Consider the following 16,044-nt stretch of genomic DNA (forward strand, 5'->3'; position numbering starts at 1 on the left):
CCATGCACCAGCGACTGCTGCGCCTCACCGGCGCCGCCACCGCCGTCTACGGACTCGCCGTCGCCCGCCGGCCGGCCCTGCTGGCCCGCCCCTCCGGCCTCACCGCGCCCGACGGCTCGGTGCCCGCCCCGGTTGCCGCCTGCCTGCGCCCGCTCGCCCTGCGCGACGCCGCCTGCGGCCTCGCCATGGCGCTCGCCCCGAACGACGCCGCACTGCGCACCGCCACCGCCGTGCGGATCGCCTCCGACCTCGGTGACGCCGCCCTGCTCGCCACCGCCCTCCCGGCCCGCCGGCACCGGGTGATGGCGGTCGCCGTCTCGGTCGGCTGGGGCGCGCTCTCGGTGGCCGGGCTCCTGGCGCGGCCGCGGGCCCGAGGTCTCTCCACCCGTCAAGTCTCTTGACGGTCGAGAGATATGATCCGGGCTGTCCGCACCCCGCCCAGTCCAGTCCGGAGGGCGCCCCGCCATGCCCGCTGACCGTCCCGCCCCCGCCGCCGCGCCGCCGGCCCCGTCCGCCCGGCGGCGCCGCGCCCGGCTGCTCGTCCCGCTCGCCCTGCTGGTCGTCTGGCTCGGCCTCGGTGGCGCCTTCGGCTCCTACGCGGGCCGGCTCGGCGAGGTCGCCACCAACGACCGGGCCGCCTTCCTGCCCCGCAGCGCGGAGTCCACCGAGGCCGCCCGGCTCGGCGCCGGCTTCCGGGCCGGCGACTCCCTGCCGGTCGTCCTCGTCTGGGAGAGCCGCACCGGCCCCCTCGACGACACCCGCCGCGCCGCCGCCGAACAGGCCCTGCGCTCCGCCGCCGCGCTGCCCGGCGCCACCGGACGCGTCTCGCCCGCCGTCCCCGCCGCCGACGGCCGCGCCCTGCAGGGCGTCGTCCACCTGCGCGCCGACCTCGGCCGCGAGACCGGCGACACCGTACGCGCCGTCCGCGCACTCGCCGAAGGCGTCCCCGACACCACCGTCGGCCTGGCCGGGCCCGCCGCCATCCTCGCCGACCTCGGCGGTGCCTTCGCCGGCATCGACGGCCTGCTGCTCGGCGTCGCCCTCGGCGTGGTCCTGCTGATCCTGCTCGCCGTCTACCGCGCCGTGCTGCTGCCCCTGCTGGTCATCCTCGGCGCCGTGTTCGCCCTCGGCATCGCCTGTGCCCTGGTCTACCTGCTCGCCGACCACGGCCTGGTCACCGTCGACGGCCAGGTCCAGGGCCTGCTGTCGATCCTCGTCATCGGCGCCGCCACCGACTACGGGCTGCTGCTCTCCGCCCGCTTCCGCGAGGAACTGCACCTGCACGGCGACCGGTTCGCGGCCATGCGCACCGCCTGGCGGCAGTCCGTCGAGCCGATCACCGCCTCCGGCGCCACCGTCGCGCTCGGCCTGCTGGTGCTGCTGCTCTCGGACCTGACCAACAACCGGGCGCTCGGCCCGGTCGGCGCCATCGGCATCGGCTGCGCCGTGCTCTCCGCGCTCACCTTCCTGCCCGCGGCCCTGGTGCTGGCCGGGCGCGCCGCCTACTGGCCGGCCCGGCCCGCCGCCGACGGCCGGGCCCCGGTGCACGCCGTCTGGGCCCGGGTCGCGGCCCTGGTCGCCCGCCGCCCGCGCGCCCTGTGGGCGGCGAGCCTGGCCGTGCTGGCGGCGCTGGCCGCCCTCGCGCCCACCCTGGACGCCGGCGGCGTGCCGCAGAGCGAACTGTTCGTCAAGGCCCAGCCCTCGGCGGCCGGCCAGCGGCTGCTCTCGGCGCACTTCCCCGGCGGCAGCGGCAACCCCGCCGTGGTGATCGCCGCCGCCGACCGCTCCGAGGCCGTCACCGCGGCGGCCGCCGCCGTCCCCGGCGTGGCCGCCGTGCGCGCCACCACCGCCGGGGCGCCGGGCGGCGCGCCCCTGGTCGTCGACGGCCGGGTCCGGCTGGAGGCGACGCTCACCGACCCGGCCGACAGCGACCCGGCGATCGCCACCGTCCACCGGCTGCGGCAGGCCGTGCACGCCGTCCCGGGCGCGGACGCGCTGGTCGGCGGCTACACCGCCCAGCAGGACGACACCCGGACCACCGCCGCGCGCGACCGCACCCTGATCACCCCGGTGGTGCTGCTCTGCGTGCTCGCCGTCCTCGTCCTGCTGCTGCGCTCGCTGCTCGCCCCGGTGCTGCTGGCCGGCACCGTCGCGCTCTCCTACCTGGCGACGCTCGGCGTCAGCGCGGTGGTCTTCCCGCACGTGTTCGGGTTCTCCGCCGTGGACCCCTCGGTGCCGCTGTACGGGTACGTGTTCCTGGTCGCGCTCGGGGTCGACTACAACATCTTCCTGATGACCCGGGTGCGCGAGGAGGCGCTGCGCTCCGGCACCCGGGAGGGGGTGCTGCGCGGGCTCACCGCGACCGGCGGGGTGATCACCTCGGCCGGTGTGGTGCTGGCCGCGACCTTCGCCGCGCTGGGCGTGATCCCGCTGGCCTTCCTGGCCCAGATCGCCTTCATCGTGGCCTTCGGCGTGCTGCTGGACACCCTGCTGGTGCGCTCGCTGCTGGTGCCCGCGCTGGTCCGGGACCTCGGCGACCGGGTCTGGTGGCCGGCCCGCACCGGGCGCGCGGTCCCGCGGTCGGTGCCGGTGGAGCCGGAGCCGGCCGGTGCAGGCGTCGGCCCGGGGGTCTGAGCGCGGGCGGTGCACGGCGGGCGGTGGGCGGTGCACGGCGGTCGGTGCGCGGTGCACGGCGGTCGGTGCGCGGAGGGCGGCACCGTTAGGCTGAACGGGTTAGCCCGACCTCGCACGCAACCGGAGAACACGCCTTGGCGGAACAGGGGGAGCCGCGCGGCTCCGGTACGCCGGAGCTCGGCCGTCGGCTGCAGGACCTCGCCTCCGAGATGAACCTGCTCGGCCACGGCTTCGCCGCCGCGAGCGGCCTGCACACCACCGACGTGCAGGCCCTGCTCGCGATCATGCGCGCCGGTCCGGCGCCCCACGGCGCCCCGGACGGCACGGCCGGCGAGGACCCCACCGCGCCCCCGGGCATCACCCCCGGGCGGCTCGGCGAGGAACTCGGCCTCTCCTCGGGCGCGGTCACCGCCGTCCTGGACCGCCTGGAGCGGGCCGGGCACATCCGCCGCACCCGGGACGCGGCGGACCGGCGGCTGGTCCTGGTGCACTACCTCCCGGGCGCCGGCCGGATGGCGGCCGAGTGGTTCGCGCCGGTCGCCCGCCGCACCGAGACGGTGCGCGCCGAGTTCACCCCCGCCGAGCTCGCCGCCGTCGCCCGCTTCCTGGACCGGATGACCGTCGAGCTGGAGGAGCTGCGCCACTCACGCTGAGCCGCCCGCCGACCCGTCCCGGCCGTCCCGGCCGTCCCGGGGTGCGCGCGCCGCCTGCTCGGTGATCCGCCGGGCCATCCCGCCGAAGACCACGGCGTGGAACGGCGCCACCGCCCACCAGTACGCGTGCCCCGCCAGCCCGCGCGGGTGGAACAGCGCCCGCTGCCGGTAGCGGCTCCCGCCCGCGCCGTCCGGCGCGACCGAGAGCTCCAGCCAGGCCGGTCCGGGCAGCCGCATCTCCGCACGCAGCCGCAGCAGCCGCCCCGGCTCGATCTCCTCCACCCGCCAGAAGTCGAGCGACTCGCCGACCCGCAGCCGCGCCGGGTCCCGCCGCCCCCGGCGCAGCCCCACCCCGCCGACCAGCCGGTCCAGCCAGCCGCGCACGGCCCAGCCGAGCGGGAAGGAGTACCAGCCGTTCTCCCCGCCGATCCCCTCCACGACCCGCCACAGCGCCCCCGGCGCGGCGTCCACCCGCAGCTCCCGGACGTCCTGGTAGAGGCTTCCGCCGGCCCAGTCCGGGTCGGTCGGCAGCGGGTCGCTCGGGGCGCCGGGGAGCGAGGCGGAGGACCACCGGGTGGCGACGTCCGCGTCCCGGATCCGCCGCAGCGCGAGCCCGACCGCCGCGTCGAAGCCGATGCCGCCGCCCGGGGGCTCCGGCAGGTACCGGTCGAGGTCGTGCTCGCCGCGGACCACCTCGTACCGCAGCGACTCCACCAGCGGCCGGGCGATCGACCCGGGCACCGGCGTCACCAGGCCGACCCAGAGGCTGGAGAGCCGCGGGGTGAGGACGGGGACGGCGAGGATCAGCCGGCGCGGCAGCCCGGCCACCGCCGCGTAGCGCTCCATCATGCGCCGGTACGTCAGCACCTCGGGACCGCCGATGTCGAAGGCGCGGTTCACCCCGGGCGGCAGGCCGGCGGCCCCGACCAGCAGCCGCAGCACGTCCCGGACGGCGATCGGCTGGATCCGGGTCTCCACCCAGCGCGGGGTGACCATCACCGGCAGGCGCTCGGTGAGGTACCGGAGCATCTCGAAGGAGGCCGACCCCGAGCCGATGATCACGGCGGCCCGCAGCTCGGCGGTCGGCACGCCGCTGTCGCGCAGCACCCGTCCGACCTCGACCCGCGACCGCAGGTGCGGGGAGAGCCGCCCGGCCGGGACCCCGGCGGGCGCGAGCCCGCCCAGGTAGACGATGCGCCGCACCCCGGCGGCGGCCGCCGCCCGCCCGAAGGCCGCGGCGGCGGCCCGGTCGGTGGCCTCGAACCCGGCACCGGTGCCGAGCGCGTGCACCAGGTAGTAGGCGACGTCGATCCCGGCGAACGCGCCGTCCAGGCTCTCCGGACGGGTGACGTCCCCGGCGGCGACCTCCACCCGCCCGCGCCAGGGATGGTCCCGCAGCCGGTCCGGATCCCGGACCAGGCACCGCACGCCGTGCCCGGCGTCCAGCAGCTCCGGCACCAGCCGGCCGCCGATGTACCCGGTGGCCCCGGTGACCAGGCAGCGCAGCGGGCGAGGCGGAGCGGGGTCTGCGGCATCGGTCACGGCGGCTCCCGGAAGGCGGTCGGCCATCGCCACGATGATCGCCGCCGCGGACCGCACCCGCACCTGCAGCGGCGCGGCCCGACCCCCGCGGGCGCGGGGAGGAATGCTGCCGAGCCGCTGGAGATGGTGTTCTTCTGCGACCCCTCGCCCCTGCACTGCCCGAGCTGTGACACCGAGTACAGGCCCTGCTCACCGTCAGCAGCGGGGAGTGGGAGGGCGGAAGCGGCAGCTGGATTCCTCTCGAAGACCGCATCCCCCCGGAGCGCGTCGGACTGCGCAGGCCCTCCGATCCGCCGATGGTGGAGATCGGCAGGGGCTACAACATGCAGATCTGCATCTGCCCGGCGTCGTTCGACCATCCACATCTCGAAGTCATGCAGTGAGTCCTGCGGTGCTTCGGCAGTGCGAGTTCCAGTGCCCGGAGCAGCGCCTACTGGGCGGTGTTCTTGACGTTGGGCTGGGTCTTCTGGTTGTAGATCTCCTGGCCGTCCGCGTTGTAGGCGTGGACGTAGGGGGCCGGGGGGAAGGAGTTCCCGGGGCCGGCGGCGATGGCCGCCGTGTGGACGAAGGCGCCGCCCGCCATGACGGCCGGGTACTGCGTGGGGTCGTCGCCGTAGCTGACGGTGACCTTGGCGACGTCGGGCGTGTAGTGCCCGGCGCCCAGCGAGAGGTACTGCCCGGCACCGGCCGGCGTGCCGAAGCCGTCGAAGAACTCGATCAGGTGGCCGGCGCCCCACAGGCGGTCGTTGATGAACGTCGGGGGGACGGACCGGCTGGCGCCCTGGTCGCCCTTCGACTCGCACTGCACGTACTGGCCGGCGGAGTCGACGGCGACGACCACCCCGTCGGTGTCCGCCGAGGCGACGGGGGTGCGGACCGCGATCACCGCCTGGTACTGCGACGCGTCGGAGCCCAGGCACGAGCCCAGGATCCCGGCGACGGCCCCCGCGTCGATCGGGACCGTCGCCGTACTGGTGACGGCGGAAGCCGCCGAGGGGCGGGGGGAGGCCGACCCGGAGGAGGCCCCGGTGGTGGCCGCTCCTTGCTGTGGTTCCGATGAGTGGTGCGGTCCCGCTGGGTGCAGCGCGGACGGGAGAGTCAGGCACAGGGCCGCCGCGGTGCAGGCCGCGGTCACGCCCAGGGCACGCCGGCGGTGGCGGCGCCGTTCGGCGCGTCGGCGGACCTCCGCAGCGGGCAGGGTCGGTGCGGACATCTGCGTGCCGAGCAGCCGCAGCCGGTCGCCGAGGGGGTCGTGGATGGGGTCAGACACGGAGCTTTCCTTCCTCGCTGGTCGGGGTCCGGTCGGCGAGTACGGCCGCGAGCGCGGCCCGGCCGCGGGCGAGGCGGCTCTTGACGGCGCTGACGCCGGCGCCGGTCTCGGCCGCGACCTGCTCGACGGAGAGGTCGCACATGTGGTGCAGGACCAGGGCGCTTCGCTGCGCCTCGGGCAGGTCGCGGAGTGCGGCGACCAGCATCAGGTGCTCCTCGGTGGGCGGCTCGACGACGGGTGGTTCCTGGCGGTGGTGGCGTCCGGCTAAGTGCAGGCCCCGGGCCAGGCGCCGCCAGCGGGAGTGGGCCAGCCGCCGGGCCGTGGTCCGGATCCATGCCTCCGGGGCGTCGTCCGGGTCGAGGGTGCGCCTTCGGTCCCACGCGCGGATGAAGGCCTCCTGGACCACGTCCTGCGCCTCGGACCAGTCGCCGGTCATCGCGTAGAGCTGCCCGGTCAGGCGGGAGAAGGACGCGGCGTAGAACGCGTCGAACTCCTGTGGCGTCATCAAGGGGGCCCCTCCTCCGGACTGTCCGTCAGCTCGCGGCACAGTCGGCCCGCGAGGAGGCGTGTCCCGGCCGCGGCGGTGAAGCCGTGCGGCCTGGGCGGAACCTCCCGCTCTGTACGCACGAGAGCGGTTCCGGCGTTGCGCCCGCGGCCTATGACCTGGATCACGTGTGCGGGGCGCGACCCGCCGGACGCCGGGAGGCGTACAGGGGTGCCGGCGTCAACCGGACGCCTGCAGGAAAGGACACGGATTCATGCGCATCCGCCCGATCACGCTCATTGCCGCCACCGCCGTAGCCATCGCGACCGCGGGGGGAATGGCCACCGCCGCGACCGGCACCTCCACGCCCGCCCCCGCGGCCCACAGCGAGCCCTCCGCCGCGCCGGCCGCCACGGCCTCCGCCGACGCCCCGGCCGACGCCCCGGCGGTCTCCGGCAAGGGCTCCGTCGTTACCGGTGGGACCGCCACCCCGGTCGCTTCCGCCGTCACCAGTACGGTGACGGTCCCGATCGACGCGGGGGCCGTCGCCGGGATCCTGGGCTCGTGCCTGGGCTCCGACGCGTCGCAGTACCAGGCGGTGATCGCGGTCCGCACCCCCGTCGCCTCGGCGGACACCGACGGGGTGGTCGTCGCCGTCGACTCCGCCGGCCAGTACGTGCAGTGCGAGGCGAAGGGCGACCAGGGCGCCAGCCGGTCCGTCCCCCCGACGTTCATCAACGACCGCCTGTGGGGCGCCGGCCACCTGATCGAGTTCTTCGACAGCTTCGGCACGCCGGCCGGTGCCGGGCAGTACCTCTCGCTGGGCGCCGGGCACTACACGCCCGACGTCGCCAAGGTCACCGTCAGCTACGGCGACGACCCGACGCAGTACCCGGCCGTCATGGCGGGCGGCGCGTTCGTCCACACGGCGGCCATCGCCGCCGGCCCCGGGAACTCCTTCCCCCCGGCCCCCTACGTCCACGCCTACAACGCGGACGGCCAGGAGATCTACAACCAGAAGACCCAGCCCAACGTCAAGAACACCGCCCAGTAGGCGCTGCTCCGGGCACTGGAACTCGCACTGCCGAAGCGCCGGAGTAGCACGGGAGTCGCGCGGCGGATGACCATGCGCCGCGCGACGACCGTGGCGGACGGGGAGCGGGAGAAGGCCGCGACGCTGCTGCGCCCCCCTCCCGGGTAATCCGCCAACGGCCGATGTGACCGATGTCCGGGGGAATGGAAAGGCTGCCGGAATATCGACCGGGCCTCGATGCTGTACGAACTACTGGCGCCGGGCGTGTCGCCGCGCCGAAGTGAGTCATCAGATGTAATGTTTAGCTGTCAACTTAAATCCGCCTGGTGGGGCGCCCGCCCCACTGCACGGTACGACCCGCCACGGGCCGTGAGCACAACAGGTGAAGAGGACAGTTCACATGAAGGCTGCACGCTACTACGACCGCGGTGACATCCGTATCGAGAACGCTCCGGAGCCCGCGGTCCGGCCGGGCACGGTCGGCATCGACGTCGCGTACTGCGGGATCTGCGGTACCGACCTGCACGAGTACCTCGACGGGCCGATCTTCGTACCGCCGGCCGGCCACCCGCACCCGGTCTCCGGCGAGGCCGCCCCCGTGACCCTCGGCCACGAGATGTCCGGTGTCGTGTACGCGGTGGGCGAGGGCGTCGAGGGCCTCAAGCCGGGCGACCGCGTCGTCGTCGAGCCCTACATCCTGCGCCCCGACGTCGACACCAGCGAGAACAACCCGGTCTACCACCTCTCGCCCGACATGAACTTCATCGGCCTGGGCGGCCGGGGCGGCGGGCTCGCCGAGAAGATCGTCGTCGAACGCCGGTGGGTCCACCCGGTCGGCGACATCCCGCTGGACCAGGCAGCCCTCATCGAGCCGCTGTCGGTCGGGTACCACGCCTTCGAGCGCTCGGGTGCCAAGGCGGGCGACTTCGCCCTCGTGGGCGGCGCCGGCCCCATCGGGCTGCTGACCTGCGCGGTGCTCAAGGCGATGGGCGTCGAGGTCGCGGTCTCGGAGCTCAGCTCGCTGCGCCGGCAGAAGGCGCTGGACACCAAGGTTGCCGACCACGTCATCGACCCCGCCGTCACCGACGTCGCGGAGGAGGTCCGGCGCCTCACCGGCGGCAAGGGCGCGGACGTCGCGTTCGAGGCCACCTCCGTCAACGTCGTCCTCGACACGCTGTTCGACGCCGTCAAGCCGGGCGGCGTGATCACCGTCATCTCGATCTGGGGCAAGCCGGCGTCGCTCGACATGCAGAAGCTCGTCCTCAAGGAGGTCGACCTGCGCGGAACGATCGCCTACGTCAACTCCCACCCGCAGACCATCAAGCTCGTGCAGGAGGGACGCGTCGACCTGGCGCCGTTCATCACCAAGACCATCGGGCTGGACGACCTCGTCTCCGAGGGCTTCGAAACCCTCATCCACCACAACGAGACGGCCGTGAAGATCCTGGTGGACCCCCGCCTCTGACCCCCGCGCACGCAGGCCTGCGCGCCGGGAGCGCGCGGGCCGGCGGCAACGGACCTCCGCTGCCGCCTCCCCAGGAGCGGGGCATCCGCGACCGACACCCCGGTCGCGGATGCCCCGCTCCTCTTGGTGCAGTCGGCCGGTCGCGAGCAGGCGTTCGTCCTGGCGATCGCCGCCGCCCGAAGACGGCTCCGGCCCAAGGTGATGATCCTCGCCCGCGCCGCCGGATCGGCGGGCGCCTTCCGCGCGCCCGCCGGCCCGGCGGTGTGAGACCGGCACGCCGCCGCCGGGAAGCTGCTAGCGTGCGCGGACCGGCACAGGGCACCTGGCACCGCGGCGCGGGCCGGGCGAAGACGGGTGCGGCCAACAGGCCTGACTGCTGATCAACATGCGTACGGAAGGGTGATCGTGCACAGCGTGGAGGACCTCGCCACTGATCTTGAATCGCTCCGGCAGGCGGCCACCTCCCTCGCTGCCGTCCTGCGCGCCACCGCCGACGGGGTGGACTCCGGTCTGCCGGTCGCGGAGGACCTGGACGGGCCCGTCAGCGCGTACAGCACGTCCCGGGACAGGCTGGCAGCGCGCTTGGCGGAGGCTGCCGGAGGCGCTGTCGAGGAGTCGGCGCGGTGGACGTTCGACGACCTTGAGCGCCTGCAGGGGCTCGTCCGTACCGCGGAGCGGGAGGCGAGGAGCCGCCAGGCGCGGGTCGAGGACCTGCGTGGACGCGTCGCGAAGTACGACGCCCTGCTGGCCTCCGAGGACGATGCGGAGGCCAGGGTCGCCCTCTCGATGGTCCGTGACGGCTACCTCGCCCAGCTGGCCTCGCTGGGTGCCGTGCCGGCCCAGGCCGCGCGGGGGGCGGCCGCGGAAGGCGCTGCGGACGCAGCGCACCAGCACGAGGCCGGGCCCGGCGCCGGGGGAGTGGAGGACGGCTCGTCCGACGGCGGGCTCTCCGGTACGGCGGACAGCCCGCAGGCCACCGCGGCCGGTACCCCGTTCGCGGACGGCCCGGCCGCCGGGGAGAGCGGGAGCGCGACGGGCGGGCAGCCCCCGGCGGAGGACACGGCGCCGGAGCACCGCGTCGAGAACGCCGTGCCCGCCGTCCTGCCGTGGTCGGGCACCGAAGCCGTCGCGGGCCCCGTGGCCGGGCTGATCGCGCAGGGGCGCCTGGCCGAGGCGTACTGGTTCACGCGGGGATCCGACGAGACGGACCTGCGGGCCGAGACCATGGCCTTCGTCGAAGCGGCGTTCACCTGCACCAACGAGCCGGCCGGTACGGCGGTGCTGTCCGCCTTCAACCGCACCGCGAGCGACTTCCGCGACGACCGGAGCGCGCAGGTCGCCGCCGTGGTGGCATCGCTGCGGGCCGGGCTGACGGCCGGCTGGCCCAACGAGATCCTCAACCAGGCCGACTACGCCGCAGGGCTGCCCGAGGACTGGTCCGCGTTCGTCGACGCCGCGGTTCACACCGTACGGCACTGCCAGCGGGTCAGCCCCGCTCCGGGCTGGCTCGTCCACACGAGTCCGGGCGTGACACGGGAGCAGATCAGTGCCCAGGCCCACGAGCTGATCACCGATCTGCCCCGGCGCCGCACCAGCTACGAGCGCGCCACCCAGGTGCTCACCCGCCTCGCGGCCGCCGACCAGCCGCTGGGCCGGACGCTGCAGGTGATCGCGGACTGGGCGGACGGCAGGGCAACCTCCGGCGACCTCGACGCCGTCGCCGACCTGATACCTTGGCTGGACCCCGACCGGCTGATCACCGACGCCGATCTGCTCGTGCGCAACCCGAAGCAGGCTCGCGAGCCCATTGAGGCCAAGGCCCGCCGGTCGCTGCTGCGGGCGATCACCGGTGTCAGCGACCTCCTCGAACAGGCCCGCAACATCGCCGCGTCCCAGGCCGGCACGCGGCCCGACATCGCCGCGACCCTGCGCTCCGCACTCGCCACCGCCGCGGCCGCCCAGCCCCTGCCCGGCGTGGAGGGCGCACTGCTGGAACTGCTGTGCCGCTGGCTGCGCGGCGACGCCCCCGTACGTGAGCACCAGTTCGGCGCCCGGGCGAACGGCTTCCCCGAAGACCTTCGCGACTACCGGCCCGACAGCCGGCCCCTGCTCGCCCTCACGGGCCTGGCGCGTCACGCGGACGGAAGCCCCGCCCCCGACGCGGCCGACTTCGCCTCCGCCCTGCTCCCCCTGCTCGAACAGGCCGACGCCCACAGCGCGGGCCTGGCCCACTGCGCCCTCGGCGACGTCCACCTCGCCGAAGCCCTGACCGCCGCCGTCCTGCAGGACGCCGTGCCCTCGGCGCGTGCCGACGAGCCCATGCCCGACCTCACCACGGCCATCGACGCCGCCCACACCGAGTGGAGCGCGCGCATGCGGACCCACCACGCCGCCGCATCCGGGCTGCTGGCCGAACTGCGCATCCAGCGCAGCCTGGACCCCGCCACCGAGCGCGAACTCAGCGGCGAGCTCGAACGCCTGGAACGGCCCCGTCCGGCCGGGGCGTACCGGCCGGCGATCGAGGAGATCGGCGCGCTCAACGAGCGGATGCACACCGCGGTGCGTGCCTACGCCGTCAAGCTCCGCGAAGAGTTCGCCGCGCTCGACCTCGACGAGGCCACGCGCGCGGAGGTGGACAAGCTGCTGGAGCTGCACGACACCGCCACCGCGGAGGAGTACCTGGCGCTGATCAAGCACGGGGAGCCGCTGCCCGACTGGGGCACGGTGGACTGGGGGGCCGACCTGACCGCGTTCTCCACCGGGCTGGGCCTCGAAGCCGAGAACGGGCGCCTCCAGCAGGGCTACAGCGCCCGTCCGTGGGCACTCCACTACGCCGACCGCAACGAGCTCACCGAGACCGTGGGGCCCGCGCTGGAGGCGTGGGACGCGCTGTGCGACTCCTCGGTCCGCAACCAGGAATGGCAGCGCCACCTGCCCCGGGTGCTGCGCCTGCTCGGCCTGGAGGCCGGGCCGGCCGCCCTCGCCCACGCCGGCGGCGCGGTCGGACAGATCCGCGCCACCCTGCGCGCCCAGGTCATCGAGTCCCGCCCCGGCTACGTCGCCTCGCTCGGCTCGCACGCCCAGGGCCGCTACAACATCGTCATCGTCGCCGACCGGCAGGTCGGGCGCAGCGTCCTGGACCTGCTCGACGAGACCGACCGCACCGCCACCCTCATCCTCTACCTCCACCCGATGGACCTCGCCGCGCGCCGCGCCCTGGTCGCCCGCGCCCGCACCGGCATGCGCCAGGCCCTCGTCGTCGACCCGGCCGTCATCGGCTGGATCGCCGCCCGCTACCCCCGCAGCTTCCGCGCCACCCAGCGCGTCACCCTGCCCTGGAGCGCGTTCAACACCTACACGCCCTTCGTCGCCGGCCTCGTGCCGCCGGAGGTCTTCTACGGCCGCCGCGACGAGATGACCCAGGTCGTCGACCCCTCCGGCAGCCTGTTCCTCTACGGCGGCCGCCAGCTGGGGAAGTCCGCGCTGCTGCGCCGCGTCGAGGCGACCTACCCCACCGAGCACAACCGCGCCGTCTACCTGGACCTCAACGCCCACGGTGTGGGCCAGGCCGAACCCGCCGAACGGATCTGGCCCGTACTCGCCAGGGAACTGCGCCGAATCGGCGTGCTGCCGGACAAGGCCAGGCGCCCCGACGACTCGCCCGAGACGGTGGTCGGCCATATCGAGAACTGGCTCGCCGGCAACACCGAGAGGCGGCTGCTGGTCCTCCTCGACGAGTCCGACGCCTTCCTGACCGCGGACGCCCGCTCCGTCCACGGCCGCGGCGGCGAGGTCACCTTCCCCAACGTCCTGCGCCTCAAGCGGCTCATGGAGAGCAAGGAGCGCCGCTTCAAGGTGGTCTTCGCGGGCCTTCACCAGGTCCAGCGCTTCAGCCACCTGTCCAACGTGCCCCTGGCCCACGGCGGCCCCGACGTCCTCGTCGGCCCGCTCAGCCCGGCCGAGGCGCAGCGCCTGGTGGTCGAGCCGATGGCCGCCCTGGGCTTCGTCTTCGAGCGCCCGGAGTTGGTGTGGCGGGTGCTGGCGGCGACGAACTTCATCGCCTCCCTGGTGCAGATCTTCTGCGACCAGCTCGTGTCCGCGCTGCGCTCGACGCCCGCGGCGGGGGCCACCTGGCCGGTGGTGGTGACCGAGGCCGACCTGCGGAGCGTCAGCGCCTCCGCGCACGTGCGGGCCCGGATCGCCGACCGCATGCGGATCACGATCAACCTGGAGGACCGCTACCGGGTCCTCGCCCTGGTGATCGCCCTGCGCAGCCTGGAGGACGGCTACCGCGACAGCTACGGCCCCGCCGAGCTCCTCCAGGAGGCGCGGGAGCGCTGGGCGGAGGGCTTCCGGGAGATGACGGTCGGCCAGATGCAGATCTACCTGCAGGAGATGGTCGGACTGGGCCTGCTGGTGCGGCAGCCCGGTGACGACCCGTCCTACGCGGTGCGCAGCCCCAACGTGGTCAGCATGCTCGGTACCCCCGAGGCCCTCGAACTCGAACTCACCGAGTCCGAGTTCCGCCTGCCCTACGAGTACAACCCGCGCTTCTCGCGCCGCATGGTCGGCCAGGGCTCCACCGGAATCCAGCGCTTCAGCCCCCTGACGGAGGAGCAGCTGCTCGCCGTCACCGGTCCGGGCGTCAGCGCCGTCTGCGTGACCGACGCCTTCGAGCCCGACCTCCTGACGAGCGCCGTGGAAGCCTACGCCGCCGCGCGGAACACCGTCGTGGTCCGCTCGAACGGTCCGGCCCTGAAGCAGCTCACCGCGGCCCCGCTGCCGGCCGACCAGCTGATCCTGGCCGACCTGCGCGGCTGCGGCCAGGATCAGCTGACCGAGGCCCTCGCCCTCCTGGGCGTGGGAGCCGGCACGGGTTCGGAGGGACCCGGTGCGGGCGCCCGCCGCGCCGTCCTGCTGGTCGACCCGGCCGGCGTCCACGGCCGCAGCGACGCCATCGGCAACGCGATCCGGCCGGAGCGCTGGAGCGCGGACAGCCTGCGGGCATGGCCGGAATGCCCGTTCGACACCCCCCTGCAGCGACGGCAGCTCGTCGAGGCCACCGGCGGCTGGCCGAGCCTCGTCGAGGTGATCGTCCACCAGGTCACCCGGTCCGGAACTCCTCTGGAGACCGCCTTGGCGAAGTTCCGGTCGATGACCGAGACCCCCGAATGGGGCCGCGCCCACCTGCGGCGGATCGGCCTCGACTCCCACCTCGCCCACCTCCTGACCGGCTGGACCCAGCTCCTCGACGAGCCCGAGCCCGACACCCCCGCGCGGATCGCCGACATCATCGGCGTCCCCGAGAGCCGGATCCTCGACCTGGTCGCACGGCTGACCGACCTCGGCGTCATCGACGAGGGCCCGCACGGCATCTCCCTCGACCCCGTCACGTTCCGCGCCCTCGCCACCATCACGGACGGTGAATGACCACCACCGGCCCCCTGACCGCCGCCGCCGACCAGGACCTGACCGCGCTGCCCGGCGTCCGCCACTGGACCCGGCGCGTCGCGGAGGACCTCGCCGCCGGCCACTCCTGCGTCGTGATGCTGCCGGCCCACGCGACCGTCCACGGCGAGGACCTGCTGCGGGCCGTCCTCGGCGTGCGCACCCCTCACAGGCGCATCCCCCCGCCCGATGCCCTGCCCGCGCCCCGGTCCGGGGAGGCCGGGGAGGACGACCCCGAGCCGCTGTGGTCCGGACAGCCGCCGATCCTCGCCGACATCGACGACACCTTCCTCGTCGACGCGATGACCGCCGCCTTCGGGAGCGACGCGGCCTTATCCTCCGCACCCGCGCCACCCCTGCCCCGGCCCCGCCCCGCATCCGACCCTCTCAACGGCCTCGAAGCCAGACTCGAGAGCCTCCTGCCCGCGCGGCCCGCCGACGGCGACCCGGCTGACGTCTACCAGCGCCTGGCCGCCGACCACGCCGATGGCTGCACCTACATCCTCAACGCCGGCGAGCACGACGACCCCGACGCCCTCACCCGCCTGCTGCTGCGCCTGCCGGCCACCGCCAAGGCCCTCGGCCTGCCACCCGAACAGCGCCCCAAGCTCCTCGTCGTCGCCACCACCGACCGCCTGCCCGCCACCGCGCCCGACGACCTGGTCCGCGCGGACGTGGCCGTCCACTGGTGGTGGGGAGCACTCGGCCGCCTCGACACCGCCTCCGTCACGGCCGTCAACCGGCCTCTGTCCGTCCGCACGGCCACGCACCGCGACACCGGCCGCACCCGCATCGGCGAATCCGTCACCCAAGCCTGCATCGTGGAGGTCTGCGGCCCCTACCTCGACCTCGCCGCAGCCCTCGCCGCCCACTGGCACGGACAGCCCGAATCGCTCCGAGCCGCCCTCACCGCCGTCTGCGCCGCCGGCCCGCCGACGCTCCCCGCCCAACGGGACCCGGCCCACCGCACCGGCGCGCTCGCCCACCAGCCCCCCGATGCCCTGCGCCCGCGCTGGAACAACGGCACGATCGAGGCCTGGGAAGGCCACCTGCGCGTCCACCCGGCCGCGCTGTGCACCGCCACTGGCGACACCGAGCTGAACAAGCTCCTGTGGGTCGCGCAGAGCCGCACCCTCCTGCCGCTCATCGATGACGCCCGCGACGCGCTGGTCACCGAAGTCCTGCCCACCTCGACCTGCCCCCCGCAACAACTGCTCGCCATGTACGGCGCCGACGGCGGCGACGGCGCCAACCTTCGGCCCGCCGGCGCCGACGAACGGCTCCAGGCCCTCGAACTCGGCCGGCTGTACTCGGCGAAGACCAACGGCCACCTCGTCTTCACCACCGGGCAGACCTCGACCCTGCTCACCCTGCGCAACGCGAGGAACGAGCTCTCCCACCGCCGACACCTGCCCGGAAAGACCCTCGACCAGCTCATCACCAAACTCAGCCCGTAGACCGCGATCACGCATCGGAGGCCGGACGCCGGCCGGGGCACCGCGCCGGTGCGGCGGA

The 16,044-nt window shown here is 74.8% G+C and carries 11 protein-coding genes; 8 read left to right on the top strand and 3 right to left on the bottom strand.

What is annotated here, in order from left to right; genetic code table 11:
* Positions 1-2 precede the first annotated feature (2 nt).
* The 3 genes from ACFC0B_RS05170 to ACFC0B_RS05180 all read left to right on the top strand — a co-directional run bounded on the left by ACFC0B_RS05170 (position 3) and on the right by ACFC0B_RS05180 (position 3,287).
* A complete protein-coding gene (locus tag ACFC0B_RS05170; RefSeq protein ID WP_376082446.1) occupies positions 3-401 on the top strand; it encodes a hypothetical protein in 399 nt (132 codons plus the stop codon).
* A 64-nt stretch (positions 402-465) separates the two neighbouring features.
* Positions 466-2,634 (top strand): MMPL family transporter, encoded by a 2,169-nt coding sequence (locus tag ACFC0B_RS05175; protein WP_376082449.1) that lies wholly within the window; start codon positions 466-468, stop codon positions 2,632-2,634.
* A 134-nt stretch (positions 2,635-2,768) separates the two neighbouring features.
* Positions 2,769-3,287 (top strand): MarR family winged helix-turn-helix transcriptional regulator, encoded by a 519-nt coding sequence (locus ACFC0B_RS05180; RefSeq protein ID WP_376082452.1) that lies wholly within the window; start codon positions 2,769-2,771, stop codon positions 3,285-3,287.
* On the opposite strand, the gene ACFC0B_RS05185 is transcribed toward ACFC0B_RS05180, so the two are convergent.
* The 3 genes from ACFC0B_RS05185 to ACFC0B_RS05195 form a co-directional block, all read right to left on the bottom strand.
* Positions 3,279-4,829 (bottom strand): SDR family oxidoreductase, encoded by a 1,551-nt coding sequence (locus tag ACFC0B_RS05185; RefSeq protein ID WP_376082455.1) that lies wholly within the window; start codon positions 4,827-4,829, stop codon positions 3,279-3,281. The two genes, ACFC0B_RS05180 and ACFC0B_RS05185, sit on opposite strands and share 9 nt — an antisense overlap.
* 430 nt (positions 4,830-5,259) lie before the next feature.
* Positions 5,260-6,099: a hypothetical protein gene (locus ACFC0B_RS05190; RefSeq protein WP_376082457.1), complete on the bottom strand. Its 840-nt coding sequence runs from the start codon at positions 6,097-6,099 to the stop codon at positions 5,260-5,262.
* Positions 6,092-6,604, bottom strand: a complete 513-nt coding sequence (locus tag ACFC0B_RS05195) for a SigE family RNA polymerase sigma factor (protein WP_376082460.1) — start codon at positions 6,602-6,604, stop codon at positions 6,092-6,094. The genes ACFC0B_RS05190 and ACFC0B_RS05195 overlap by 8 nt, the downstream gene beginning before the upstream one ends.
* Positions 6,605-6,857: 253 nt before the next feature.
* Here ACFC0B_RS05195 and ACFC0B_RS05200 point away from each other — a divergent pair, with 253 nt between their 5' ends.
* The 5 genes from ACFC0B_RS05200 (at position 6,858) to ACFC0B_RS05220 (ending at position 15,986) form a co-directional block, all read left to right on the top strand.
* On the top strand, positions 6,858-7,637 hold the full coding sequence (locus tag ACFC0B_RS05200) for a hypothetical protein (RefSeq protein WP_376082463.1): 780 nt from the start codon (positions 6,858-6,860) through the stop codon (positions 7,635-7,637).
* A gap of 379 nt (positions 7,638-8,016) precedes the next feature.
* On the top strand, positions 8,017-9,081 hold the full coding sequence (locus ACFC0B_RS05205) for a 2,3-butanediol dehydrogenase (protein WP_376082465.1): 1,065 nt from the start codon (positions 8,017-8,019) through the stop codon (positions 9,079-9,081).
* A 126-nt stretch (positions 9,082-9,207) separates the two neighbouring features.
* Complete coding sequence (locus ACFC0B_RS05210; protein WP_376082468.1) at positions 9,208-9,348, top strand: hypothetical protein; 141 nt, start codon at positions 9,208-9,210, stop codon at positions 9,346-9,348.
* A gap of 138 nt (positions 9,349-9,486) precedes the next feature.
* The gene (locus ACFC0B_RS05215) at positions 9,487-14,511 is read left to right on the top strand and encodes a hypothetical protein (RefSeq protein WP_376082470.1); all 5,025 of its coding nucleotides are present in this window, start codon (positions 9,487-9,489) and stop codon (positions 14,509-14,511) included.
* Positions 14,508-15,986, top strand: coding sequence for a hypothetical protein (locus tag ACFC0B_RS05220; RefSeq protein WP_376082473.1), 1,479 nt, complete (start codon positions 14,508-14,510; stop codon positions 15,984-15,986). Before ACFC0B_RS05215 ends, ACFC0B_RS05220 begins: the two co-directional genes overlap by 4 nt.
* The last annotated feature ends 58 nt before the right edge of the window (positions 15,987-16,044 follow it).

The sequence above is a fragment of the Kitasatospora sp. NPDC056184 genome, assembly GCF_042268405.1.
Lineage (GTDB): Bacteria > Actinomycetota > Actinomycetes > Streptomycetales > Streptomycetaceae > Kitasatospora.

Excerpts from the sequence above, each read along its gene's own strand:
- ACFC0B_RS05200 (WP_376082463.1), top strand. The coding sequence starts at position 6,858 with ATGCGCATCCGCCCGATCACGCTCATTGCCGCCACCGCCGTAGCCATC.
- ACFC0B_RS05205 (WP_376082465.1), top strand. The coding sequence starts at position 8,017 with ATGAAGGCTGCACGCTACTACGACCGCGGTGACATCCGTATCGAGAAC.
- ACFC0B_RS05175 (WP_376082449.1), top strand. The coding sequence starts at position 466 with ATGCCCGCTGACCGTCCCGCCCCCGCCGCCGCGCCGCCGGCCCCGTCC.
- ACFC0B_RS05220 (WP_376082473.1), top strand. The coding sequence starts at position 14,508 with ATGACCACCACCGGCCCCCTGACCGCCGCCGCCGACCAGGACCTGACC.
- ACFC0B_RS05195 (WP_376082460.1), bottom strand. The coding sequence starts at position 6,604 with ATGACGCCACAGGAGTTCGACGCGTTCTACGCCGCGTCCTTCTCCCGC.
- ACFC0B_RS05170 (WP_376082446.1), top strand. The coding sequence starts at position 3 with ATGCACCAGCGACTGCTGCGCCTCACCGGCGCCGCCACCGCCGTCTAC.